At 70.3% G+C, this 25,077-nt stretch carries 22 protein-coding genes; 8 read left to right on the top strand and 14 right to left on the bottom strand.

The genetic code is table 11. The features are described from left to right. Positions 1 to 172: 172 nt before the first annotated feature. The gene (locus tag F4553_RS28395; protein ID WP_184841836.1) at positions 173 to 1,378 is read left to right on the top strand and encodes a DUF349 domain-containing protein; all 1,206 of its coding nucleotides are present in this window, start codon (positions 173 to 175) and stop codon (positions 1,376 to 1,378) included. A gap of 46 nt (positions 1,379 to 1,424) precedes the next feature. Here F4553_RS28395 and miaB read toward each other — a convergent pair whose 3' ends face one another. Beyond that, complete coding sequence (miaB, locus tag F4553_RS28390; protein WP_184841834.1) at positions 1,425 to 2,924, bottom strand: tRNA (N6-isopentenyl adenosine(37)-C2)-methylthiotransferase MiaB; 1,500 nt, start codon at positions 2,922 to 2,924, stop codon at positions 1,425 to 1,427. Positions 2,925 to 3,136: 212 nt separating this feature from the next. Here miaB and F4553_RS28385 point away from each other — a divergent pair, with 212 nt between their 5' ends. From F4553_RS28385 to F4553_RS28370, 4 genes are all read left to right on the top strand, one after another. Beyond that, positions 3,137 to 3,880, top strand: coding sequence for an amino acid ABC transporter ATP-binding protein (locus tag F4553_RS28385; protein WP_184841832.1), 744 nt, complete (start codon positions 3,137 to 3,139; stop codon positions 3,878 to 3,880). Positions 3,881 to 3,965: 85 nt separating this feature from the next. After that, complete coding sequence (locus tag F4553_RS28380) at positions 3,966 to 4,829, top strand: glutamate ABC transporter substrate-binding protein (RefSeq protein WP_184841830.1); 864 nt, start codon at positions 3,966 to 3,968, stop codon at positions 4,827 to 4,829. 105 nt (positions 4,830 to 4,934) lie between these two features. Further along, the gene (locus F4553_RS28375; protein WP_221470735.1) at positions 4,935 to 5,591 is read left to right on the top strand and encodes an amino acid ABC transporter permease; all 657 of its coding nucleotides are present in this window, start codon (positions 4,935 to 4,937) and stop codon (positions 5,589 to 5,591) included. Beyond that, positions 5,588 to 6,547, top strand: a complete 960-nt coding sequence (locus tag F4553_RS28370; RefSeq protein WP_184841826.1) for an amino acid ABC transporter permease — start codon at positions 5,588 to 5,590, stop codon at positions 6,545 to 6,547. Before F4553_RS28375 ends, F4553_RS28370 begins: the two co-directional genes overlap by 4 nt. A gap of 4 nt (positions 6,548 to 6,551) precedes the next feature. Here F4553_RS28370 and rny read toward each other — a convergent pair whose 3' ends face one another. From rny to F4553_RS28340, 6 genes are all read right to left on the bottom strand, one after another. Then, complete coding sequence (gene rny / locus F4553_RS28365) at positions 6,552 to 8,426, bottom strand: ribonuclease Y (protein ID WP_184841824.1); 1,875 nt, start codon at positions 8,424 to 8,426, stop codon at positions 6,552 to 6,554. Positions 8,427 to 8,731: 305 nt separating this feature from the next. After that, a complete protein-coding gene (locus F4553_RS40255) occupies positions 8,732 to 9,427 on the bottom strand; it encodes a regulatory protein RecX (RefSeq protein ID WP_184841822.1) in 696 nt (231 codons plus the stop codon). 11 nt (positions 9,428 to 9,438) lie between these two features. Beyond that, a complete protein-coding gene (gene recA / locus F4553_RS28355; protein WP_184841820.1) occupies positions 9,439 to 10,488 on the bottom strand; it encodes a recombinase RecA in 1,050 nt (349 codons plus the stop codon). A 207-nt stretch (positions 10,489 to 10,695) separates the two neighbouring features. Further along, entirely contained in the window at positions 10,696 to 10,893 is a 198-nt protein-coding gene (locus F4553_RS28350) for a DUF3046 domain-containing protein (protein ID WP_184841818.1), read from the bottom strand. A 103-nt stretch (positions 10,894 to 10,996) separates the two neighbouring features. After that, positions 10,997 to 12,274 (bottom strand): MFS transporter, encoded by a 1,278-nt coding sequence (locus F4553_RS28345; RefSeq protein WP_312875418.1) that lies wholly within the window; start codon positions 12,272 to 12,274, stop codon positions 10,997 to 10,999. Between the two features lie 72 nt (positions 12,275 to 12,346). Continuing rightward, on the bottom strand, positions 12,347 to 13,654 hold the full coding sequence (locus F4553_RS28340) for an aminotransferase class I/II-fold pyridoxal phosphate-dependent enzyme (RefSeq protein WP_184841816.1): 1,308 nt from the start codon (positions 13,652 to 13,654) through the stop codon (positions 12,347 to 12,349). A 49-nt stretch (positions 13,655 to 13,703) separates the two neighbouring features. Between F4553_RS28340 and F4553_RS28335 the strand changes: the two genes are divergently transcribed. Then, a complete protein-coding gene (locus tag F4553_RS28335; RefSeq protein ID WP_184841814.1) occupies positions 13,704 to 14,951 on the top strand; it encodes a bifunctional pyridoxamine 5'-phosphate oxidase family protein/GNAT family N-acetyltransferase in 1,248 nt (415 codons plus the stop codon). Next, positions 14,948 to 15,604: a leucine efflux protein LeuE gene (gene leuE / locus F4553_RS28330; protein ID WP_184847019.1), complete on the top strand. Its 657-nt coding sequence runs from the start codon at positions 14,948 to 14,950 to the stop codon at positions 15,602 to 15,604. Before F4553_RS28335 ends, leuE begins: the two co-directional genes overlap by 4 nt. A 106-nt stretch (positions 15,605 to 15,710) precedes the next feature. On the opposite strand, the gene F4553_RS28325 is transcribed toward leuE, so the two are convergent. From F4553_RS28325 to F4553_RS28315, 3 genes are read right to left on the bottom strand one after another with little or no spacing between them, the layout of a single operon-like run. Beyond that, positions 15,711 to 16,493, bottom strand: coding sequence for an SAM hydrolase/SAM-dependent halogenase family protein (locus F4553_RS28325; RefSeq protein ID WP_184841812.1), 783 nt, complete (start codon positions 16,491 to 16,493; stop codon positions 15,711 to 15,713). A 33-nt stretch (positions 16,494 to 16,526) separates the two neighbouring features. Continuing rightward, entirely contained in the window at positions 16,527 to 17,651 is a 1,125-nt protein-coding gene (locus tag F4553_RS28320) for an acyltransferase family protein (RefSeq protein ID WP_184841810.1), read from the bottom strand. A gap of 30 nt (positions 17,652 to 17,681) precedes the next feature. After that, on the bottom strand, positions 17,682 to 22,124 hold the full coding sequence (locus tag F4553_RS28315; protein WP_184841808.1) for an ATP-dependent helicase: 4,443 nt from the start codon (positions 22,122 to 22,124) through the stop codon (positions 17,682 to 17,684). Positions 22,125 to 22,277: 153 nt separating this feature from the next. Here F4553_RS28315 and F4553_RS28310 point away from each other — a divergent pair, with 153 nt between their 5' ends. Beyond that, a complete protein-coding gene (locus F4553_RS28310; RefSeq protein ID WP_184841806.1) occupies positions 22,278 to 22,646 on the top strand; it encodes a hypothetical protein in 369 nt (122 codons plus the stop codon). Between the two features lie 4 nt (positions 22,647 to 22,650). On the opposite strand, the gene F4553_RS28305 is transcribed toward F4553_RS28310, so the two are convergent. The 4 genes from F4553_RS28305 to pgsA form a co-directional block, all read right to left on the bottom strand. Then, positions 22,651 to 23,064: a helix-turn-helix domain-containing protein gene (locus F4553_RS28305; protein WP_184841804.1), complete on the bottom strand. Its 414-nt coding sequence runs from the start codon at positions 23,062 to 23,064 to the stop codon at positions 22,651 to 22,653. A gap of 112 nt (positions 23,065 to 23,176) precedes the next feature. Next, a complete protein-coding gene (locus F4553_RS28300; RefSeq protein ID WP_184841802.1) occupies positions 23,177 to 23,641 on the bottom strand; it encodes a CinA family protein in 465 nt (154 codons plus the stop codon). Continuing rightward, positions 23,638 to 24,489 carry an arylamine N-acetyltransferase family protein gene (locus F4553_RS28295; protein ID WP_184841800.1) on the bottom strand — a complete coding sequence of 284 codons (852 nt, stop codon included), beginning with the start codon at positions 24,487 to 24,489 and terminating at the stop codon, positions 23,638 to 23,640. Before F4553_RS28295 ends, F4553_RS28300 begins: the two co-directional genes overlap by 4 nt. Further along, on the bottom strand, positions 24,486 to 25,076 hold the full coding sequence (gene pgsA, locus F4553_RS28290; RefSeq protein ID WP_376776302.1) for a CDP-diacylglycerol--glycerol-3-phosphate 3-phosphatidyltransferase: 591 nt from the start codon (positions 25,074 to 25,076) through the stop codon (positions 24,486 to 24,488). Before pgsA ends, F4553_RS28295 begins: the two co-directional genes overlap by 4 nt. Position 25,077 lies beyond the last annotated feature (1 nt).

The following is a 25,077-nucleotide window of genomic DNA, read 5'->3' as shown; positions in this document are numbered from 1 at the left end:
CGGATCCCTCGCAGGGAAGGGGCATGATGTCCAAAGACACCGTATGGTCACGGTCGACCACAGGCGGTGGACGCGGACCCGGTCGGACCTGTGACAATGCCGGGTGTAACTTTTGCGCGCGGCGGCGGGCGCGTTGGGTGACCAGCGCGGCCGGGAGAATGAGGATGGGCATATGAGCGACTGGACGATCTTCGGCCGGGTTGACGAGGACGGCACGGTCTATGTCAAGACCGATGACGGCGAGCGCGTCGTGGGCTCCTGGCAGGCGGGCACTCCCGAGGAGGGCCTCGCCCACTTCGCCCGTCGCTATGCGGATCTGCTCACCGAGGTCGAGCTGATCGAGACCCGGCTCAACAACGGCAGTGCCGACGCGGCGCACTCCCTGACCGCTGCCAAGAAGCTGAGCGCGAGCCTCCCCGAGGCCCACGTCGTCGGTGACCTGCCGACGCTGGCGAAGCGGCTCGACGCGATCGCGATCATCGCGGAGGAGAAGGCGGGCGCCGCCAAGGCCGCCCGCGACGCGGCCCGGATCGAGGCCGTCGCACGCAAGACCGCCCTGGTCGAGGAGGCCGAGCTCATCGCGGCCGAGGCGACCGGCTGGAAGGTCTCGGGCGACCGCATCAAGGAGATCCTCGACGAGTGGAAGGCCATCCGCGGCGTCGACAAGAAGACCGACGGCGAGCTGTGGAAGCGTTTCGCCGCCGCCCGTGACGGCTTCACCCGCCGCCGCGGCGCCCACTTCGCCACCCTCGACTCGCAGCGCAAGCAGGCGCAGTCGGGCAAGGAGGAGCTGGTCGTCGAGGCCGAGAAGCTCTCGGAGTCGACCGAGTGGAACGCGACGGCGGCCCGGCTCAAGGAGCTGATGACCGAGTGGAAGTCCGCTCCGCGCGCCTCCAAGGAGTCCGAGCAGAAGCTGTGGGAGAGGTTCCGCGCCGCCCAGGACGCGTTCTTCACGCGTCGCAGCGAGGTCTTCTCCGCGCGTGACGCCGAGCAGAAGGCGGCGCTGACCAAGCGCCAGGAGCTGCTCACCAAGGCCGAGGCGCTCGATGTCGAGACCGACCCGAAGGCCGCTCAGGCCGCGCTGCGCGACATCCAGGCGCAGTGGCACGACGCGGGCCGGGTCAGCCGCGACTCCGCGACCGGGCTCGACCGGCGCCTGCGCGCCGTCGAGGACAAGGTCAAGGAGGCGATGGACGTCGCCTGGCGGCGGACCGAGCCGTCGGCCAACCCGCTGCTCGCGCAGATGCGCGGCCAGGTCGCCGAGGCCGAGGAGAAGCTGGCGAAGGCGACCGCCGCCGGGGACTCCAAGCGGATCAAGGAAGCCACGGCCGCGCTGGAGACGAAGAAGAAGTTCCTCGCCCTCGCCGAAGGCGCCTGACAGCTGAGAGATGGGGCCGACCCGGCGGGTCGGCCCCATCTCCATGTCAGCGAACGGCGCAGGCGTCCGTCTCGGCCGGTGCCGCGGGGCGCGGCCCGATCGTGGGCAGTCCCAGGTTCACTCCGGGGGTACGCGTGACCGCCCCTGCCTCGAACGCGTCACCCGCGCGCGTCCGGCGATGCGTGAGCAGCTCCAGATCGGCGTTGAGGTGGTGCGGAGCCGCGTAGGTGATCTCGGTCGTGACGATGTCACCGGGCCGGATCCGCGAAGCCTGCTCGTCGGTGACCGCGAAGTGCACCAGCCGCCCGTCCCGAGACCGTCCCGTGAGCCGACCGGTCCGCTGATCCTTGCGTCCTTCGACAGCCACCAGGACCTCCTGGACGGTGCCTACGAGGTTTTTGTTCTCCTCCCAGGCGACATGCTCCACGAGGGCCAGCAGCCGCTCATAGCGCTCCTGGACGACCTCCCGGGGCACCTGGTCCGGCATGGTCGCCGCGGGAGTGCCGGGGCGGACCGAATACTGGAAGGTGAAGGCGGTGACGAAGCGGGCCTTGCGGACGACCTCCAGGGTCTGCTGGAAGTCCTCCTCGGTCTCGCCGGGGAAGCCCACGATGATGTCGGTGCTGATCGCGGCGTCCGGCATCGCCGCGCGGACGCGGTCGATGATGCCGAGATATTTCTCCGCGCGGTAGGACCGCTTCATCGAGCGCAGCACGTCGTCGGAGCCCGACTGCAGCGGCATGTGCAGCTGGTGGCAGACGTTGGGTGTCGACGCCATCGCCTCGATCACGTCGTCGGTGAAGTCCTTCGGGTGCGGGGAGGTGAAGCGCACCCGCTCCAGCCCCTCGATCTCGCCGCAGGCCCGCAGCAGCTTGCCGAAGGCCTGCTTGTCGCCGAACTCCACGCCGTAGGAGTTGACGTTCTGCCCGAGCAGGGTCACCTCCAGCACACCCTCCTTGACCAGCGCCTCGACCTCGGCGAGCACGTCACCGGGGCGGCGGTCCTTCTCCTTGCCGCGCAGGGCCGGCACGATGCAGAAGGTGCAGGTGTTGTTGCACCCCACGGAGATCGACACCCACCCGGCGTAGGTCGACTCGCGCCGGGTCGGCAGCGTCGACGGGAAGACCTCCAGCGACTCCAGGATCTCGATCTCGGCACCGGCGTTGTGGCGGGCGCGCTCCAGCAGCACCGGCAGTGAGCCGATGTTGTGCGTACCGAAGACGACATCGACCCACGGCGCGCGCCGGACGATCTCGCCCCGGTCCTTCTGCGCCAGGCAGCCGCCGACGGCGATCTGCATGTCGGGGTTGCGGACCTTGGCCGGGCGCAGGTGGCCGAGGTTGCCGTAGAGCCGGTTGTCGGCGTTTTCTCGGACCGCGCAGGTGTTGAAGATGACGACGTCGGGCTCGCCGGCGTCGCCGACCTGCACGTAACCGGCCGCGTCGAGCAGCCCGCCGATCCGCTCGGAGTCGTGCGCGTTCATCTGGCAGCCATAGGTCCGGACCTGATAGGTCCGCGGCGCAGCAGCCTCAACTGAAGTAGTCATCTCGGTAAGCCAGGTTACCCGGGCACTGGCCCGAGGAGTGAGCGGAGCGAGCCCCGCAGGGCGGGCCGGGGAATTCAGCAGAGGATGACGTGCTTCCGACGGTGGGTGTTACGCCTCCGTGACCAAACGTATTGCGATGTGACACATGAACATCTCTACACTGCGGGCGAACCATACAGCTCATGTACCCCAACCCGAACGGATTCCCACGGATGACCGAAGAGCCCCTGATCGTGTTGGACGGTGTCAACAAGTGGTTCGGCAAGCTGCACGTCCTGCGCGATGTGAACCTCTCGGTCGCCAAGGGTGAGGTGGTCGTCGTCATCGGGCCATCGGGCTCCGGCAAGTCGACGCTGTGCCGCGCGATCAACCGGCTGGAGACGATCGACTCCGGTTCGATCGTCTTCGACGGTCAGCCCCTGCCCGCCGAGGGACGCGCGCTGAGCCGTCTGCGCAGCGAGGTGGGCATGGTCTTCCAGTCCTTCAACCTCTTCGCGCACAAGACCATCCTGGAAAACGTCACCCTCGGCCCGATCAAGGTGCGCGGCGAGAAGAAGGCGGAGGCCCGCGAGCACGCGATGAGCCTGCTGGAGCGGGTCGGCATCGCCGATCAGGCCGACAAGCACCCCGCGCAGCTCTCCGGCGGCCAGCAGCAGCGGGCGGCGATCGCGCGGGCCCTGGCGATGCGGCCCAAGGCGATGCTCTTCGACGAGCCGACGAGCGCGCTCGACCCGGAGATGGTCGGCGAGGTGCTCGACGTGATGACGTCGCTGGCCCGCGAGGGCATGACGATGGTCGTGGTGACCCACGAGATGGGCTTCGCCCGACACGCCGCCGAGCGGGTCGCCTTCATGGCCGACGGGCAGCTCGTCGAGATCGCGCCGCCGGGAGAGTTCTTCGACAACCCGCGCAGCGACCGGGCCCGCGACTTCCTCGCCAAGGTCCTCACGCACTGACACTTCGCTGCCTGGAGTGCCCGTGGCGCTCGGCGGCACACATGACTCCGTCGCGTCATCGCGACGGTTGAGGGAGGGAGAGTTCATGCGTTTCTCGCGTATCGCCGCGGTAGCACTGAGCGCCGCGCTCGCCATGAGCGTGGCAGCCTGTGGGGACGACGACGAGCCGGCGGCGGCGGGCAAGTTCCCGGCCGGTTCGACCATGGAGAAGCTCAGCAAGGCCGGCAAGCTGAAGGTCGGCACGAAGTTCGACCAGCCGCTCTTCGGTCTGAAGGGGCTCGACGGCAAGCCGGCCGGCTTCGACGTCGAGATCGCCAAGGTCATCGCCGGCGAGCTGGGCATCAAGGAAGACAAGATCGAGTGGATCGAGTCGAAGTCGGCCGACCGCGAGCCCTTCATCGAGCAGGGCAAGGTCGACCTCGTGGTGGCGACCTACACGATCAACGACACCCGCAAGCAGAAGGTCTCCTTCGCCGGTCCCTACTTCGTCGCCGGTCAGGACATCCTGGTGCGCAAGGACGAGACCGCGATCTCCGGCCCGGAGAGCTTCCAGGCCGGCGACAAGAAGGTCTGCTCGGTCACCGGCTCGACCCCCGCGAAGAACATCGAGACCTACCTCAAGGACAAGGCCGCCCAGCTGGTCCTCTTCGACGTCTACTCCAAGTGCCTGGACGCGCTGAAGAACAAGCAGGTCGACGCGGTCACCACCGACAACGTCATCCTCTCCGGCTACCAGAGCAAGGAGCCCGACGCGGTCAAGGTGCTGGGTCAGCCCTTCACCCGCGAGCCCTACGGCATCGGCCTCACCAAGGACGACAAGGTCTTCCGCGACTGGATCAACGACCTGCTCGAGGCGGCGTTCAAGGACGGCCGCTACAAGAAGGCCTGGGATGCCAGCATCGGCACCCTCATCGCGATCCCGGCCTCGCTGAGCGTCGTCCGCTACTGAGCCGCTCGTGTGACCAAACCGCTGCACTGATGTGAAGGGATCGCCGTGGAAGTCTTTTCCGAACAGTTCGACGTCTTCTGGAGAGGCTTCCTCGGCACCCTGCAGATGTGCGTGCTGGCCGCGGTGGGGGCGCTGATCATCGGCGCCTTCATCGCGGTCCTGCGGATCTCGCCACTGCCGCCGCTGCGCGGGGTGGGGACGGCCTACGTCACGCTCTTCCGCAACATCCCGCTGACGGTGGTCATGTTCTTCACCGCCTTCGCCCTGCCGGTGCTCGGCAGCACCAACGCCGACTTCCTGCGCATCCCCGGGCTCACGTCGGTCTTTCCGGAGCTCCGGTCGGCGTTCCCGTTCTTCCACTTCGCCCTGCTGGCGCTCACCCTGTACACGGCGGCCTTCGTCTGCGAGGCGCTGCGCAGCGGGATCAACGCCGTGCCGCTGGGCCAGGTGGAGGCGGCGCGGTCACTCGGCCTCACCTTCGCCCAGAACCTGCGCCACATCGTCCTGCCGCAGGCATGGAAGTACGCGGTCGTGCCGCTGGGCAGCGTCATCATCGCCATGCTGAAGAACTCGGCGCTCGCCTCGGCATTCGGCGCGTCCGCGGTGCTGATGGGCGTGGTGCCCGAGCTCGTCGGGCAGAAGGACTACCAGACCGAGCCCGTCTTCGTCGGCGTGGTGGTCGGTTACCTGATCATGACAATCCCGCTCGGCCTCCTGATCGATGCCGTCGAACGTTCGCAGATGAAGGCGGCCCGCCGATGAGCAGTGTTCTCTACGACACCCCCGGTCCGCGTACCCGCCGGATCACCGTCATCGCCAGCATCCTGGCGGCGATCGCGCTGGGCTACGGCCTCTACCGTCTCGTCTACCAGCCGCTGGACCGAGCCGGACAGTTGAGCATGAAGCTCTGGGGACCGATCGTCGACCCGGACAACAAGTACTTCGATCAGGTCTGGAAGATCCTGGGCGACGGCTGGGTCAACACGCTCAAGGCCGCCGGTCTCTCGATCGTCGCGTCGCTCACCGTCGGCGTCGCGCTCGCGCTCCTGCGCCGCCAGCTCCGCGATCTGCGGGGGCATCGCTTCCTGTCCTGGCCCGCACCGGCGGCCCTGCTCGGGCGCATCGGCCTGGCCGTCGGCCGTGCCGTGAGCCGGGTCTGGGTCGAGGTCTGGCGGGGTACGCCGGTCGTCACCACCCTCTTCTTCGTCTTCCTCGTGCTGCCGGTCTGGGGCATCGACTTCGACGACCGGATGTGGTTCCTCGTCCTCGGCCTGACCCTCTACAACAGCGTGGTGATCGGCGAGATCCTCCGCTCCGGCATGGACAACCTGCCCAAGGGCCAGTCGGAGGCGGCGCTCGCGGTGGGGCTCGGACCGGCGCTGACCTCGCGACTCGTCCTGCTGCCGCAGGCGTTCCGGGTGATGCTGCCCGCACTGATCAGCCAGGTCGTGGTGATCCTCAAGGACACCTCGCTCGGCGGCCTGGTCATCTCCTACGACGAGGCGCTGGGTGCGACGAAGCTGATGGTCGAGGCGTTCCGCAGCGAGACCCCGTCGCTGGCGATCGGCATCCCGATGTATTTCACCATCGGCATCATGTACATCGCGGTCAACTACCTGCTGTCGAAGCTCGCCCAGTACGTCCAGCGCCGCGTCTCCCAGCGCGGCTACCGCACCGCGAAGCAGGCGGTCACCCCGGCGTCGGTTCCCGCCGCCTGACGAACTACCGGGCGATCTCCGTGGTGCGCGACTCGCGGACCACGGTGACCCGGATCTGCCCCGGGTAGGTCAGCTCCTCCTCGATCTGCTTCGCCACGTCGCGGGCGAGCACCGCCGCGCCGATCTCGTCGACGTCGTCGGGACGGACCATGACCCGGATCTCGCGGCCGGCCTGCATCGCGAAGACCTTGTCGACGCCGGCCTTGGAGTTGGCGATCTCCTCGATCCGCTCCAGCCGCTTGACGTAAGCCTCCAGGCTCTCCCGCCTGGCCCCCGGCCGGCCGCCGGAGCAGGCGTCCGAGGCCTGGGTGAGCACCGCTTCGAGGGTCTGCGGCGGCACCTCGTTGTGGTGCGCCTCGATCGCGTGCACGACCTCCTCGGACTCCCCGTGCCGCCGGGCGATGTCCGCGCCGATGATCGCGTGCGAGCCCTCGACCTCGTGGGTGAGCGCCTTGCCGATGTCGTGCAGGAACGCCGACCGCTTGATCAGGGTCGGGTCCAGGCCCAGCTCGGATGCCATGATCCCGGCGATGTGCGCGGTCTCGGTCAGGTGCTTGAGCACGTTCTGGCCGTAAGACGTGCGGTAGCGCAGGCGACCCAGCAGGGTGACGAGCTCGTCGTGGATGTCGGTGATGCCGACCTCGACCAGCGCGTCCTCCGCCGCGCGCTGGCAGAGCCGCTCCACCTCGTGCTTCGCCGCCTCGAAGACCTCCTCGATGCGGTGCGGGTGGATACGGCCGTCGAGGACGAGCTTCTCCAGGGTGACCCGGCCGATCTCGCGGCGGACCGGGTCGAAGCACGAGAGCAGCACCGCCTCGGGCGTGTCGTCGATGATGAGGTTGACGCCGGTGACGGACTCGAAGGCGCGGATGTTGCGACCCTCGCGGCCGATGATCCGGCCCTTCATCTCGTCGCTGGGCAGGTGCAGCACGCTCACGACGCTCTCGGAGGTCTGCTCGCTCGCCACCCGCTGGATCGCGTCGACGACGATGTGCCTGGCCCGCGAGTCCGCGGTCGACCTGGCATCGTTTTCAATGTCGCGGATGAGGAGCACCGCTTCGCGCTTGGCCTGCGATTCGATCGCCTCGACCAGCTCTGCCTTGGCGGCGTCGGCGGTGAGCCCGGCGACCCGCTCCAGCGCCCGGCGCCGCTGCTCCTCGGCCCGCTCCAGCTCGTCGCGCTGCCCGGTGAGCTCCTGCTCCCAGCGGACCAGGTCGAGCTCGGCGGCGGCGATGCGCCGGTCGCGCTCGGCGAGCCGCTCGGCCTCCTCGGCGTGCAGCCGCTCCCGCTCGGCGAGCCGGTCGGCCTCCTCGGCGTGGCGGCGCTCCCGCTCGTCCTGGCGCTGCGCCCGGCGCTCGGTGTCCTCGGACTGCTCCTTGGCGGTGGCGGTGAGCATCGCTATCTCCCGCTCGCCACTGCGGCGGGCCTGGAGGCGGAGCTGCTCGGCGTCCTGCTCGGCCTGCTTGTGGGCGCGCTCGAGGATGCCGTCGGCCTCGGCGTGCGCGGAGTCCAGCACCCGCTGTGCCTCCGCCCGGGCGGCGACGGTCTCGGCCTTGGCCGCGGCGGCTTCGGCCTTCGCGGCCGCCGCTTCCGTACGCGCGCCGGACGCCTGCGCCCTGGCCTGCTCGACAGCGGTGCCCGCTTCGGCGGCGGCGCTGGTCAGCGCGGAGTGGCGCTCCTTCAGCTCGGCGAGCTCAGCCTGGCTCTCGGCCACCTCGGCCGGACGCCGCCAGGGCGTGTGGTCCTCCGGGTCGTGCGAGGAGCCGCCGCTGCCGGAGCCGAGGTTCTTGACCGCGCGCAGCCCGAGGACCAGTGCGACGACAACGACAGCGGCGAGGGTGACCACTGCAACGACGAGCACTCCTTCGAGCAAGCTCATGGCCGTCTCCCCTCCACACGCCGATGCTGACGGAAGCCGCCCGACCAAAGCGAGGAGGTGCACACGACATCGACCCCGCGACTCGAGTGCTGGTCAGCCGCTCATGGCTAACCAGCACCGATGCGGAGAAGGCATCGGAACCTCAAACTGTTGCTCTACTGTTACGCGATCTATGTTGTGCGTGAGACTCAAAGTGGTCGGACTACGTCCTCGTAACACGAGGCTAGGGCGTGTAAGCCCCACGGTCAAGAACTCATGATCAGGCATGACTCGGGCGGATCGTCCCACCAGCGTGTGACCGGGTGCTAATCCTCAGTAACGGAATCAGGATCAATCGCCTCGGCGAGCTCCGCATCCTCGGCGCTCCGCTCGGCGAATGCCTGCTTGGCGGCCCCCACCGCGACGCCACCGGAGTAGCCCTTGCGCGCGAGCGCTCCCACCAACCGTCGGAATACCGACTGCGGATCACCGTGCAGGCTGCGGAGCTTGCGACGGGCCAGGTCAAGGGCGGTCGCCGCCTCCGTCTCCGAATCGATCTCGGAAACCGCCTCGGTGATCAGATCCTGCTCGACCCCTCGGCGGCGCAGCTCCTGAGCGAGCGCCCGGCCGGCGAGTCCCTTGCCGTAGTGGCGGCTGCTCACCCAGGCCCGGGCGAAGGCAGCGTCGTCGATGATGCCGACCTCGTCGTAGCGGTCGAGAACCTCCGCGATCGTCTCCTCGCCGATGCCGCGCTTGCGCAGAGCGGTGTCGAGTTCGGATCGGGTGCGCGGCCGGACCGCGAGCTGTCGGAGACAAATCTCTCTCGCCCGCTCGCCCTCCTCGCGCGGAGTGAGCGGCGCGGGTGGTTCCGCAGCGCGCTCGGCCCGACGGGAGCGAGGGCCGAGTGGAGCCTCCGCGGAGCCGGACTCGTCCTCGGGAGGGCCTCCCCCCGGCGCGCGACTGCTCGCGCGTCGAGGGGAAGCATCCCAGCCACGTCCGGTGCGGGCACGCCTGCCAGCCACGGGTCAGCCCGTCAGAAGTCGACCGGAGGAAGCGCGGGACCGCCGGCCTCGTCGGAGACGGCGCCCTGGCCGACACCGAGCTTCTCGAGAATCCGCTTCTCGATCTCGGCGGCGACGTCCGGGTTTTCCTTCAGGAACTCCCGGGCCTTCTCCTTGCCCTGGCCGAGCTGGTCACCCTCGTAGGTATACCAGGCGCCGGCCTTGCGGATGATGCTCTGCTCCACGCCGACATCGATGAGCGACCCCTCGCGGGAGATGCCCTTGCCATACATGATGTCGAACTCGGCCTGCTTGAAGGGCGAGGCGACCTTGTTCTTCACGACCTTGACCCTGGTGCGGTTACCGACGACGTCGGTGCCGTCCTTGAGGCTCTCGATCCGGCGGATGTCGAGCCGGACCGAGGCGTAGAACTTGAGCGCCTTGCCACCGGTGGTCGTCTCGGGCGAGCCGAACATCACACCGATCTTCTCGCGGAGCTGGTTGATGAAGATCGCCGTGGTGCCGGAGTTGCTCAGCGCACCCGTGATCTTGCGGAGGGCCTGGCTCATGAGCCGAGCCTGCAGACCCACGTGGCTGTCGCCCATCTCGCCCTCGATCTCGGCACGCGGCACGAGGGCCGCGACCGAGTCGATGACGATGAGGTCCAGCGCACCGGAGCGGATCAGCATGTCGGCGATCTCCAGCGCCTGCTCACCCGTGTCGGGCTGCGAGACGAGCAGGGCGTCGGTGTCGACGCCGAGCGCCTTCGCATACTCCGGGTCGAGGGCGTGCTCCGCGTCGATGATCGCCGCGATGCCGCCGGAGCGCTGCGCGTTGGCGATCAGGTGCAGCGCCAACGTCGTCTTGCCGGAGGACTCCGGACCGTAGATCTCGACGATCCTGCCTCGCGGCAGACCGCCGATGCCGAGCGCCACGTCCAGCGCGATGGAACCGGTCGGGATGACCGCCATCTGCACCTGCGGGCGCTCGCCGAGGCGCATCACCGAGCCCTTGCCGAAATTTTTCTCGATCTGTGCGAGCGCGAGATCGAGCGCTCGTTCCTTGCTGTCGGAGCTTGCCATCCCTGCCACCCCTTGAGTTGCCGTCTTAGCGGCCGTCTTCGCCGTCGCGCTCTTCGTCACGCCGACACGTTATGCGTCGGGTCCGACAAAATCACGTCGCCACCGGCGGACTGTGGATAACTGGCCCTCGGCGAGTAGTGAAATCGGCCCTCGCGACGGCCAGGCCACAGCATAACCGAACGTCTGTTCGACGCCAGACCCCAACGCTCAGCGCAACCGGGACGGCACTCGATCGGGATAGGCCGCGGCGACGGCGCGCCACACCACGGTCGCGTCGACACCCGAGCGCAGCGCGTCGTCCACCGTGCGGCCCAACTGGGGAACGACCTGGTCGGACGCGACGGAACGGGCATAGGCGGGACCGAAGGCCTCGCCCATCCGGCGCCAGAACTCACTGAGCCTCAACCGAGATCTTCCCCTCCGCGGCACCGGGGCAGCGCCACCACCAAGCACCATAACCCGCCCCACCGACCACGGACGAGTGACCGGTCGTCCCCCGCGGCGACGCTCACGCCGGCTTCGCGACGGGTTTGCGGTCCCGCAGGGCCAGCGCGAGAAGTGGCACAGTTGCGAGCCCGGCGACGAGGGCGAGTGTCGGGAACTGGCCATAGCGCACGATGACGCCCGACAGCAGCCCCGCCACGGCACCGCAGAGCCCGGTGGCCGTGTCGGAGAGGCCCTGCGCGCCGGCCCGGATCTCCAGCGGCACGCTCTCGACCAGCAGCGTCGACCCGGCCACCATGGTGCAGGACCAGCCCTGGCCGAGCAGGACGAGGCCGATGGCGAGCCGCGCGGTGTCGTGCCCGGCGGTCCCGGCGACCGCGCACGCCGTGATCAGCAGCCCGACCCCGGCCAGGATGACGTTGCCGCGGCCCACCCGGTCGGTGAGCCAGCCGACGATGGGTGACAGGGCGTACATCCCGGCGATGTGCAGGCCGATCACGAAACCGACGATGCTCAGCGTCTTCGAGGGCGAGTGCGCCTCGCCGATGTGCACCGGTGTCATCGACATCACGGCCACCATCACCAGGTGCCCGATCGCCATCGAGGCGAGGCCGAGCCGGGCGCTGGGCATCGCCATCACCCGTCGCCAGGTCTCGCGCAGCCCCACCCGCGGCGCGGGCTCCCCGACGGTGCCGGCCCGGACCGAGTCCGCGGCGGCGAACTGCTTCGCCAGGCGCAGCGGGTCCGGGCGCAGGGTCGCCGTCAACCACAGGCAGCAGAAGAGGAATGTCACCGCCGACAGGACGAAGGGTGCGGCGAGCGTCGGTACGCCGTACCCACCGACCAGGTGGCCGACCGGCGCGGCCAGATTGGGCCCGGCCACCGCGCCCAGCGTGGAGGCCCACACCACCCAGGAGAGCTGGCGGCCCCGGCGGTGCGGCTCCGCGAGATCGGTCGCGGCGTAGCGCGACTGGTACTTGCCGGTGCTCGCCGCACCGAAGCCGAACATGCCGATGAGCAGCAGCGGGATGTTGCGGTTCGCGGCGGCGAGGACCACGCCGATCGCGCCGATCGCGCCGACGAGATAGGCGAGCGTGAGGCCGGGACGGCGGCCGTATCTCCCCATGATCCGCGCGACCGGCAGGGCCATCAGCGCGCCGCCGATGATGGCGCTGCTCTGCGCCACTCCGGAGAACGCCTTGCCGAGCAGATCCGCGCCGAGCAGTGCGCCGACCGAGATGCCGATCGCGGCACCCAACCCGCTGATGATCTCGTTGGTGACGAGGAGCCGGACTGTACGTTTCTGGACACGGGCGACGTAGGATGCATCGACGATCGGCACTATTCGCTCCCGGTGCGGTGAGGGGCGGGCTGCTGACCCTATCCCTCCCGATCATCGGTGCGGAATACGTGTTCAGAATCTTCCCGCGCGCTCCCCAGCTTGCACTGCGCCGACCAGGGCATCGACGAAATTCGTTATATCGACCGGGTGAAGGCCCGCCACGGTGACCCGGATCCCGGGTGCCGCCGCGATCCGGAAGAGGCTGCCGGGCGCGACGGCGTAGCCCGCGTCGCGAAGCGTGGCGACGACCCGGGTCTCGTCGGCGACGCTGACCCAGATATTGATGCCCGTGCGCCCGGTCGCGGGCACCCCGCGCTCGGCGAGTGCCGCCAGGACCGCTCGGCGCCGCAGGTCGTAGGCCTCCCGGGCGGCCGTGACGTCGGCCTCCGCCCACAGGTGCAGCAGCACCCGCTGCAGCACGGTGGAGACCCAGCCCGCACCGAGCGCGAGCCGCCCCGCCACCCGGGAGATCGTCACGTCGTCGCCCGCGAGCGCGGCGATCCGCAGATCGGGACCGTAGGGCTTGGAGGCGCTGCGCAGAAAGGCCCAGCGCGCGGTCGCCCCGGCGAGCGGATGGAGCTCGACCCCGGCCAGCTCGGCGGCGTGATCGTCCTCGATGACCAGCACGTCCTCGCCGTCGAGCAGGTGCCGCAGTGCGCGCGCCCGGGCCCGGGTGACCGCCGCACCCGTCGGATTCTGCGCCCGCGTGGTGACGATGATCGCCTTCACCCCCGCCCCGAGCGCCCGGCGCAGCCCCTCCTCGGTCGGCCCGTCCTCGTCGACCGGCATCGGCACGGGCGTCAGGCCCAGCGCGGCGATGAGATCGAGGAGCGCGGCCCAGCCCGGGTCCTCGACACCGACCGGGTCGCCGGGGCGCAGCTGGGTCGAGAGCAGCCGGTCGAGCCCGTCCAGCGCGCCCGAGACGACGGTGATCGCGCAGCCCGCCGGCAGCTCGGGCAGCCGCTCGCGCGCGGCGGCGATCAGCTCCGGCAGCGGTCCCGCGGCGCCGTAGCTCGGCTGGTCGCCCACCTCGCGCGCGACCGTGGCGAGCACCGGGCCGAGGGCGGGCAGCAGCGTCGGCGCCCCCGACGAGAGGTCGGCAACCCCCACGGGCACAGGCAACCCCCGACTGGTACGCCCCAGCGGTGTCACCGGACGCACCCGGGTGCCGTGCCGCCCCGCCGTCTCGATCATCCCGCGGGCTCGAAGCTGCTGATAGGCGGCGGCCGCCGTGTTCGCCGCGACGCCGAGCGCGCTCGCGAGCCCGCGCACCGTGGGGAGAGAATCCCCTGGTCGCAGGGCACCCTGCCGGACTCCCTCCTCGATCGACGTGACGATCGAGGCTGCGGAGTCACCCGTGATCTGATATTGTGCTGCCACAGTTTCAAGATTGTAGCAGAACAAATACTCACCCTGGGACGGCGCACCGATGTATGCCAAGACTCCTCGTACCACCTCCCTGCGCGAGCGCGACCGGATGACCTACGGCCGGCAGGCCGCCCACGACATCCTCGACGAGGCCTGGCACTGCACGGTCTCCTTCGTCGTCGACGGCGAGCCCCGCACGCTGCCCACGCTCTTCGTCCGCGTCGACGACGCCGTCTACGTGCACGCGTCCACGGGTTCACGCCCCTTCCTCGCCGCCCGGCTCGACGGGATCGGCATCTGCTTCAGCGTCACGCACCTCGACGGGCTGGTGCTGGCCCGGTCGCAGTTCCACCACAGCGCCAACTACCGGTCGCTCGTGGCGCACGGTGTCGCCACCCTCGTCACCGATGAGGCGGAGAAGTCGGCGGTGCTCACCGCGCTCGTCGAGAAGCTCGGCACCGGGCGCGCCGCATCGACCCGGCCGCCGGACGCCAAGGAGCTGGCGCAGACCGCGATGCTGCGGCTGCCGCTGCACGAGGTGAGTGTGCGCACCCGGGAAGGCGGGGTCAACGACGAGCCCGAGGACCTCGACCTGCCGCACTGGGCCGGGGTGATCCCGCTCAAGCTCACACCCGGTCAGATCGAGCCCGCGCCGGGCGTCCGCGCGCCGATCCCCGACTACCTGCGCGAGGTGCCGTCGCGGTGGCACGAGGCACCCACCCTCACCGGCGAGCACGTCATCCTCGAACGCCTCACCATGGACCACGTCGACGGACTCTTCGCCGCCGTCGGGCGCGACGACGACGTCTGGCGCTTCCTGCTCAACGCCACCCCGCAGACCGTCGACGAGATGGCGCAGCTCGTCGCCGACGCCGAGGTGCAGCAGCTCAAGGGCGCCCGGGTGCCCTTCGTGCAGCGCGACGCGGTCACCGGCGAGATCGTCGGCACCACGTCCTACTACGGCATCGACCAGCTCAACCGGTCGGTCAACATCGGCATCACCGCGCTCGGCCAGCGCTGGTGGCGCAGCGGCGTCAACACCGAGTCCAAGCTGCTGCTGCTCACCCACGCCTTCGAGACGCTGGGCTGCGTCCGGGTGCAGTGGGAGGCGCACTCGCACAACGTCCGCTCGCACACCGCGATCGAGCGGCTCGGCGCCACCCGCGAGGGCACCCTGCGGCGGCACAAGAAGCTCGCCGACGGCACCTGGCGCGACACCGCGGTCTTCGGCATGACCGCCGACGAGTGGCCGGCGGCCCGGGAAGCGCTGATCGGACGACTACTGCCCCGACCGATCGGCGAGGCATAGTGTCAGCCATGCTCGGCGTAACGGATCTTCCCACCTATGTCATCGGCACCATCGCGATCATCCTGCTGCCGGGACCGAATTCCATGTTCGTGCTGGCCACCGCCGCTCAGCGCGGGGTGCGGGCCGGCTATCGCGCGGTCAGCGGCGTCTTCCTCGGCGACGCGATCCTGATGGTCGCGACAGCGCTCGGGGTGGCGTCGTTGCTGCGGGCGTTCCCGCCGGTCTACACCGCCCTCAAGTACGCGGGCGCGGCCTACCTCGCCTACCTCGGCGTGCGGATGCTGATCGGCGCGGTCAAGTCGTGGCGGCAGCGGGGTGAGGTGGCCGCTGCGGTGCAGGAGGTGGCCGAACCGCACCCGTTCCGGCGGGCGTTCATCGTCAGCATCATCAACCCCAAGGCGATCCTCTTCCTGATCTCGTTCTTCACGCAGTTCGTGGACCCGGCGTACCCGCACCCGGCGATCACGTTCCTGGTGCTCGGGGTGATCCTGCAGATCACGAGCCTGATCTACCTGAGTGCGCTGATCTTCGCGGGGACCTATCTGGCTGCGCAGTTCGAGCGCCGCAAGCGGCTCGCGGCGGCCGGGACGAGCGCGGTGGGCGCGCTGTTCCTCGGCTTCAGCCTGAAGCTCGCCACGTCGTCGATGACCTGACCCCTGAACTTTAATGCTGGACACGCCGGACGAATTGCAACAAAAGTCAGGACCGATTCGATACTGACTTTTGTTGCAGATTTCGCGGCGTGTCCAGCATTAAAGTTCAGGCGGCGATGCGGATCACGTCGCCGGGGGTGACGGCCAGGACCACCGCTGCCCGGCCGCCGTTGACCGCCACCGCGATCCGGTCGGCGGAGTCCGGGTAGACGACCATCCCGCCCGAGGGCACGTCGGCGAAGGTCGAGCCGTTGACCGCACGGCAGCCGCCGACCGTCATCCGGCCCGGCAGTCCACCGAGCAGCGAACCCGGGGCGGCGAGCTGCACGTTGCCGAAGCGGTCGATCGTGAGGACCTCCGCCTCCAGCCAGCCGTCGCCGATCGCGACGACCGGATCGGGCAGCCGGATCAGCGTCATCGGATCGACGCGGGGACCGGCTTCGGCGGCGGGGATCCCCAGCGCGAGCCGGGCGGCGACGGGGGCGAAGATGTCGCGGCCGTGGAAGGTACGCGAGACGACCGACGAGAACCAGTCCTTGTTCTCCAGGCTGACCACGCCGGAGATGCCGCCGAGGGCCTCCGCCGCCCAGGGGAGCAGCCCGTTGTCGGGGCCGACGAGCAGCCCGTTGGGGGTGGTGATGCAGATGCCTCGCCGGGCGGTGCCGACGCCGGGGTCGACGACGGCGACGTGAACGCCCTTGGGCAGGTGCGGCACGGTCTGCGCCAGCACGGCCGCTCCCCGTGGGACATCACCCGGCGCGACGAGGTGCGAGACGTCGATGATGCGGACCGTCGGCGCCATGCGGGCGATGACGCCGTGGCATGCGGCGACGAACCCGTCCGACAATCCGTAATCGGTCGTGAAGCTCACGGTGGTGTATCCAGCCATGACATCGACGTTAGTCTGGATTGGACACCTTCGTCAGGGGCGATCGGGTGAACGAGGGCGGCGTACCTTGGTGAAAAGGACGATCACCGGGAGCGTGCAGACCAGCGGGCCCACGACGGCGAGGGGCCGGCCCAGCCACCACCAGAGGCTGAGATCGGTGCTGTCGTCGAACTCGTAGCCGAACCACAGCCAGGCGGCGAAGAGGAAGATCGCGAGTCCGGTCGTGTGCACGAGGTAGAGCGGCAGCGAGAACCGGTTGATCACGTCGTTGGCACGGCTCCAGCGCGGGCGCTCCAGCCGCCGCTCCATCATCGGGCGCAGCAGCTCGACGACGCCGATCTGGAAGAGCAGCAGCGCGACGATGACGAAGGTGGGCGGTGCCATGTTGGAGAACCGCTCCCCCGGTACGCCGACCATCGACCCCGGGTAGAGCCCGGACCCGACCAGCCCGATCAGTCCGAACAGCCCCGCCCACAGCAGCGTCCAGTCGGACCGGCGCGGCGCGTCCACCACCCGGTGGTAGAAGAACCCCGCCTGGTGCGCGAGTCCCCAGATCAGCACCATGTTGAGCCAGCCGGCCTCCTCGATGCCGACGTTGAAGCGCACGACGTCGACGCACATCGCGAGTCCGGCGAGCCAGATCAGCACCATCGAGCCGAACCGCCGGTGCAGCCAGAGCGCGGCCGGGAGCAGGGCGATCAGCATCAGGTAGACGCCGAGGAACCACATGGGGCTGACGATGAGCTTGACCGCCCGGCTCGCGCCCTGGAGCTTGAAGTAGGAGCCGAGGATCGAACCCACGACGACCCAGGCGAGCAGCACGATCAGGGCGGGCAGGGCGAGCTTGCGGATGCGGCGCCAGACGAAGACGCCGAGCCCCACTCCGGTCTGGCTGGCCCGGTCCCAGGAGCGCAGGTGGACATAGCCGCCGATGTAGAAGAAGAGCGGCATCACCTGGAAGAGCCACGTGACGAGCCAGAAGCCCCTGGTGAAGCCGAGCGGGCTCGTCGCGTGCGGCCCGTCGGCGCTCCAGGAGAGGATCGTGAAGGCCCAGTGCCAGATCACCACGACGATGAGGCTCGCCGCCCGGAGGAAGTCGACGTAGGCGTCGCGCTTGGTCGGGAGCCGCACCGAGGACACGTCGAGGGGAACGGTCATGAAGCAGCAGCCTAATAGCTGAAGGCATGCTTAGGGACGCAGGATTAATCCCCTAGGGGTGACCCGGAATCCCGCGACGTGCAGCGCGGCGGCGAGCGGTGAGTCGAGCACGGACTCGCCGTCGGCCCGCTCGATCCGCAGCCCGTCCAGCCAGCCGTCCTTGGCCGCGGTCGCCAGAGCCGCTGCGGCCAGCCCCAACGCCTCTTCACCGTCGAGATAGGAGAGAAGCGTCTTGCCGCCCCGCTCGACATAGAGGGCGAGCTCGCCGTCGACGAGCACCACCAGCGCGCCCGCCCGTCGGCCGGCCCGGTGCCCCTCCTCCGTCGCGGGCCAGGGCAGCGCCGCGCCGTATGGATTGGCGGGATCGGTCGCCGCCAGCACCAGCGCAACCGGCTCGCGGGACGGCTCGGTCAGCGCCCGTAGCCGGTCGACGGCGCCGGGGAGGGCGAACTGGGCGGCGCCGAGCCCGTCGACGAAGTAGCCCCGCCGGACGGCACCCCGGTCCTCCATCGCGGCGAGCACCGGATAGACCCCGGCGAAGCCGCCGACGAGCCCGGCTGCGACGCCGCGGGTGACGACGCCGTAGCGCTCCAGCAGGGCATCCGCCACGGCGGCACCCCGGCGCGTGGGGTCGAGATCGCGGGGCGGCAACGCGTACCACCGGCCTGCGGAGGTCAGGGGCGCGGCCGCGCGGGCGAGGGAGTTGAGGGAGGGACGGCGGACCCGGGCGCGGGCGGGACCCGGGCGCGCTTTGTGCGCACCGGTGCCGGTCAGCGACGCCCGCAGCGGGGCGAGGGTGTCATTGCTGACCAACCCCGACCAGACGAGCTCCCAGAGGGCCGCCAGGACCGTCTCGGTGGGCAGCGAGAGCCGCTCGACGAGCTGCCGGAAGAAGAGGGCCTGCCCGTCGCCGAGCGCGGCGAGCACGGCCGCCTCGGGGCCGTCCTCGGCGATCGGCAGCGCCGGGGGCAGCAGCAGCGGCGCCGCGTCCGCGAAGGCGAAGGTCACCCAGCCGTCGCCGCCCGCGATCGCGCCGCTGCCGGACCAGAGCACCTCGCCGGTGGTGCAGAGTTCGTCGAGATAGGACGGACGATAGTCGGCGATCCGCGTCGGCAGCACGAGCCGCTCCCACGCGGAGGCCGGGATCGCGACACCGCCGAGCTGGTCGATGGCGGCGGCGACGGCGTCGAGGCCCTCGCTGCGACGGGAGAAGCCGATCCGCTGCCAGCGGGCCAGGAATCGGCCGAGCGCGGCGGGCGGCACGGGCTCGATCTCCTTGCGCAGCGCGGCGAGCGACCGGCGGCGCAGCAGACGGAGGACCTCGGGGTCGCACCAGCGCTCCCCGGCGAAGTCGTCGCCGTCGACGCGGACGAGCCGGCCACGGGCGCTGAGTCCGCGCAGGGCGTGCGAGACGACGGCGGTGCCGAGCCCGAATCGGGTCGCGCACGCGTGGGTGGTGAAGGGCGTGTGCGTCCGTGCATAACGGCCGAGCAGGTCGCCGAGCGGATCCACGCCTGCGGTGAGCACCGCCTCGGCGAGTCCCGGTGGCAGCGGCGTGCCCAGCGCGGCCGAGTAGCGCCCGGCGTCCTCGGCGACGATGTACCGCTGCTCACCGGCGATGCCGACGGCGACTATCCGACGGGTGGCGACGAGCGTGTCGAGCCACTCCGCCTGCGCCCCCCGCACGTCGAGCTCCTCGGCGCTGAGATCGCCGATGCGGCGCAGCACCTCGACCACGTCCTCGCCGTCGCGCAGGCGGCGTTCCTCGGTGAGCCAGCGCAGCGAGGCCTCGGTGCTGACGATGACGGCCGGGTCGAGCAGCTCGGCGATCTCGATGCGGCCGAGCAGCTCGCCGAGGAGAGTCGGGTCGAGCGCGAGGGCCGCCGCCCGGCGCTCGGCGAGCGGCGCGTCGCCCTCGTAGAGGAAGGCGCCGACATAGCCGAACAGCAGCGACCGGGCGAAGGGCGACGGCTTCGGCGTCTCGGCCTCGATCAGCCGGATCTTGCGACTCTGCAGGTCGCGCATGAGGTCGCCGAGCGCCGGCAGGTCGAAGACGTCGCGCAGGCACTCCCGGGCCGCCTCCAGGGTGACCGGGAAGTCCGGGTACTCACGGGCCACGTCGAGGAGCTGGGCCGAGCGCTGGCGCTGCTGCCAGAGCGGCTGGCGTTTGCCGGGATTGCGCCGGGGCAGCAGCAGCGATCGGGCGGCGCACTCGCGGAACCGTGCGGCGAAGAGCGCGGAGGTGCCGACCGCGTCGCGCACGATCGCCTGGATCTCGTCGGGCTCGAAGACGATCAGATCGGCGGCGGGTGGTTCCTCGGCGGTGTCGGGCAGCCGGATGACGATGCCGTCGTCGCTCGGCAGCACCTGCGCGTCGAGGCCGAAGCGCTCGGTGAGGCGGCGGCCGATCGCGAGCGCCCAGGGGGCGTTGACCGGGGCGCCGAGCAGGCAGTGCACCGCGATGCGCCAGTCGCCCAGCTCGTCGCGGAACCGCTCGACCACGATCGTGCGGTCGTCGGGGAGCTGCCGGATCGCCGCGCGCTGATCGTCCAGATAGGACTGGAGATTGCTCGCCGCCCACTCGTCGAGCTGCCCGGTGTCGCCGCCCTGGCGCAGGAAGCGGCCCAGCGCCCGCCCGAGCTCGACCGGACGCCCGACGGACTCGCCCTTCCAGAAGGGCAGGCGAGCGGGCTGGCCGGGCGCGGGCGAGACGAGCACCCGGTCGGGGGTGATCTCCTCGATCCGCCAGGAGCTCGACCCGAGCGCGAAGACATCGCCCACCCGGGACTCGTAGACCATCTCCTCGTCGAGCTCGCCCACGCGCGACGGCTTGGAGACATTGGCGAGGAAGACGCCGAAGAGCCCTCGATCGGGGATCGTGCCCCCGCTCGTCACGGCGAGCCGCTGCGCGCCCGGCCGGGCGGTGAGGGTGTCGGCCGCCCGGTCCCAGACGAGCCGGGGCCGCAGCTCGGCGAAGTCGGTCGACGGGTAGCGGCCCGCCAGCATGTCGAGCACCGCCCAGAGCGCGGAGTCGGGCAGCTCGGCGAAGGGCGACGAGCGCCGCACCACCGCCGCCAGCTCGGGGACGGTCCACGGCTCCATCGCCACCATCGCGATGATCTGCTGGGCGAGCACGTCGAGCGGGTTGCGCGGCGGAACGATCTCCTCGATCTCGCCGTCGACCATCCGGCGGCCGACCACGGCACAGGAGAGCAGGTCGCCCCGGTGCAGCGGGAAGACCACACCTCGGGAAACCGCGCCCACCTGGTGGCCGGCCCGGCCCACCCGCTGCAGCCCGGCGGCGACGCTCGGCGGCGCCTGCACCTGCACGACGAGGTCGACGGCGCCCATGTCGATGCCGAGCTCCAGGCTCGACGTGGCGACGACGGCGGGCAGGCGGCCGGACTTCAGCGCCTCCTCGATCTGCTTGCGCTCCTCCTTGGAGACCGAGCCGTGATGGGCCCGGGCGATCACCGGTGGCGCACCCTCGGCCTGGCCCGCCTGGGCCATGATCTGCGCGGGCAGGCCGCTCTGAGCAGCCGGAACGCCACCGGCCCGCTCGAAGGCGAGCTCGTTGAGGCGGGCGCAGAGCCGCTCGGCACCGCGGCGCGAGTTGGCGAAGACGATCGTCGAGTGGTGCGCCTGGATGAGGTCGAGGACGCGCTCCTCCACGGCCGGCCAGATCGAGGCGCGGCGGGGGCCGTCGTCATCGGGGCGGGACTCGTCGAGCGCGGTCATGTCGGCGAGCGGCACCTGCACCGCGACCTCGATCGTCTTGGTGCTGGGCGGGCGCACGACCTCGACCGGGGCGGCGCCGCCGAGGAACGCCGCGACCGTCTCCACCGGCCGGACCGTCGCGGAGAGCCCGATCCGCTGGGCCGGTTTGGCGAGCAGGGCGTCGAGCCGCTCGAGGCTGAGGGCGAGGTGGGCGCCGCGCTTGGTGCCGGCGACGGCGTGCACCTCGTCGACGATGACGGTCTCGACGTGGCGCAGCGCGTCGCGGGCCTGGGAGGTGAGCAGCAGGAAGAGCGACTCGGGCGTGGTGATGAGGATGTCGGGCGGGCGGCGGACGAAGGCGCGTCGCTCGTCGGCGGGCGTGTCACCCGTTCGCATGCCGACGGTGATCTCCGGACGGGGCAGGCCCAGCCGGTCGGCCGCGTGGCGGATGCCCACGAGCGGAGCACGCAGGTTGCGCTCCACATCGACCGCGAGCGCCTTGATCGGGCTGAGGTAGAGCACCCGGGTCGTGCCCGTGCTCGGCTCGTGCGCCAGCTGATCGATGGCCCAGAGGAAGGCGGCGAGCGTCTTGCCCGAGCCTGTCGGGGCCACGACCAGGGCGTTTCTCCCGGCGGCCACCGCACGCCAGGCACCCTCCTGCGCTGCGGTCGGCTCGGCGAAGGCCGAGGTGAACCACGCCCGCGTGGCCGGGCCGAACGCCGCCATCACCTCACCCGCTGCACTCACACCTGACATCCTGCCCCCACCCACCGACGATTTCCGTTCTGACCAGGTTTGATCCAATGCACTCAGTGGAGTTAATTCATCCTTGCCCGAACTCGCCCTAATTGGTTATGGTTTTGTGCACGGTCAGTAGTCCATCGATTACACGCTGGAAGGATCGGCATCATGGATGCACAGCGCTCCTCCTCGGACGACAACGTCCGACGCGATCCACGCCACGAGTCCGATGTCCTCATGCGGCAGCTCGACGGGCACCTCGCCTGGGTGGAGGCGCGCTCGCCGCTCGATCTGCCCCTGGCCCAGCGCATCGCCATCACCCTGCGCCGACTCGTCACCGAGACCGCCCGTGCGAGCGCGGCCGACCGTGCGAAGGTGCGGGCAGCGGTTCACTTCGTGGTCGTCCGTCGGGATTCGCGGCACCGCCACTCCGGCCACGACCGCCACCCCCGGCGGCCGGTCAGCGCGGACGTGCCGGTGCTCAACGAGATCGTGGGCCAGCTGGGCCGCAACGATCTACTCATCGCCCCGGTGTAGCGCCTCAGACGTTGGCGTACGGGCGGTCGGTGCCGGGGCGCCGGTTGCGGGTCGCCTTCAGCGTGGTGCGCAGCGGGGAATCGCGCCGCACCGTGACCGAGACATCGCCATCCGTGACCCGAGCCTCGGGCTTGCGGGGCGTCGGCGTCGAGGCGGGCTCACCGGTGGTGATGCCGTCGAGCGCTTCGGCGAGAGCCATCGTGTCGCTCACCTCGCGCAGCACGTCGGACAGGTGCGCGCCGAGCGCATCGCAGATGGAGGCGAGCAGCTCAGAGGAGGCTTCCTTCTGACCGCGCTCGATCTCCGAGAGATAGCCGAGGCTGACATTCGCCGCCGTGGAGACCTCGCGCAGCGTGCGCTGCTGGCCCTGTCGTCGCCCACGGAGGGCATCACCGATGACCCGTCGTAGCAGTACCATCTCGCACACCCCCTCAAGACCCGCACGCCGTGTAAGAGCCGCTAACCGTCGGTCATCACCAACGGTTGCCCTAAACCGTACTCCCTCAGGTCACGTTCGACACCCCAGCCCACTATGTGAGCGCGCTATAGAGTAAATCGAGGGCGGCCGTGACACTCGCCACACGAATCTCCGAGCGGCTGCCGGTCAATCGCAGGCTGCGCACCCGTCCCCCACCCGGTCCGCAGAGCCCCAGGTAGACGACACCGACCTCGTGCCCGCCCTGCGGTGTGGGGCCCGCGACGCCCGTCGTACCCAGGCCCCAGGTCGCGCCGCACCGATCGCGCGCTCCTTCGGCCAGGGCCGCCGCCACGTCCGGGTCCACCGGCCCGCGCTCCGCCAACAACCCGGCCGGTACGCCCACCAGCGACGCCTTCAACTCGGTCGCATAGGCGACGATCCCGCCCCGGAAGACCGCACTCGCACCGGCCACCTCGACCACGCTGGCCGCGAGCAGCCCGCCCGTCAGGGATTCGGCGACACCGAGCGTCTCCCCCCGCTCCCGCAGGCGCACCACGAGCCGCTCGGCGAGGGTCACGACGCCTCGGTCGCCTGCTCGGCGAGCCAGATCTCGGTGCGCTTGACGGCATCGGGCCAGAGCCGATCGACCTCGTCCGGGGTGAGCACGATGCCGAAGACGTCCGCCCACACGGCTCGCCACTCGACGGCATGACGCAGGTCGAGATGGGCCTTGCCGGCGGCGTCCCAGCGGGTGAGCCGCGCGTCGCGGAGGATGTGGGCACCGAGGCTGTCGCGCCGCTGGCAGACGACCATTTTGGTGAAGTGGCTGCCCGGGGCGGAGAGCTCCGCGTGGTCGGGCGCGAAGCGTTCGATGCCCGCGACGGCGGCGGCGTCGAAGTCCATCCCGCCGAAGGAACCGCCCGGTGCATGGGTGAAGTGCCAACCGGGCACCGCCACGGCGGAAGGGTCCAGCCGATAGGTGAAGGGTCCCTGCCGGTATTCACCGGTCCGGGCCGGCAGCGGTTCGTGGATGGCGTCGCCGAGGCCCGCGTCGACGAACCAGATTCCGTCCGGGCACTCGGCCGTCGGCAGCCCCTCCACGGTCAGCACCGCGTGGTTGCCGTTGGCGCCGACGGGCTCCGCGCCCAGGCGATGCACCCCGCCGACGTGCGTCCTGACGGTGAAACCCAGCTCGCGCAGAAGTGCGCCGAAGGCGCCGTTGAGGTGGTAGCAGTAGCCGCCCCGGCCCGCCACGATCCGCCCGGTCGACTCGCCTGATGCGATCGTGGTCGGGCGGCCGAGGATGATCTCCAGGTTTTCGTACGGTACGCGTTCGACCTGGGCACGGTGCAGGGCGAAGAGGTAGTCCACCGTGGGCTCCTCGTGGTCGTGGCCCAGGCGGTGCAGGTATGCCTCGGTGGTCATGACCGGCTCGCGCGGGCGCTCCGTCGCAACCGGTAGGCGGTGACGACGTAGTCGAGGCCGGTGACGACGGTGACGACGAGCGCCGCACCCATCAGCCACGGGCCCACGGCGGCGAGCCCCGGCGGGAAGGGCCACAGGTACCACGCGATCGCGACGATCTGCAGAACCGTCTTGAGCTTGCCGCCCCGGCTCGCGGCGATCACGCCGTAGCGCAGGACCCAGAAGCGCAGCGCCGTGATGCCCCACTCGCGGATCAGCACGGTCAGCGTCACCCACCAGGGCAGCTGGTCATAGATCGAGAGCAGGATCAGGGCGGACCCGGTCAGGGCCTTGTCGGCGATCGGGTCGGCGACCTTGCCGAACGAGGTGATGAGGCCGAAGCGGCGGGCGATCCAGCCGTCGACGAAGTCCGTGATCGAGGCGACCCCGAAGGTGAGCGCTGCGGCGATCCGCCACCAGCGATCGGTCATGTCGGAGGCGACCACGAAGACGACGAAGAGCGGCACCAGAGCGATCCGCGCGACAGTGAGCGCGTTCGCCGCGTTGAGCACGGGAACCCGGCGAATTCGTTCTGGCACAGCGGACACG

The organism is Allocatelliglobosispora scoriae, assembly GCF_014204945.1.
Lineage (GTDB): Bacteria > Actinomycetota > Actinomycetes > Mycobacteriales > Micromonosporaceae > Allocatelliglobosispora > Allocatelliglobosispora scoriae.
This window is presented reverse-complemented; position numbering and strand designations above follow the sequence as displayed.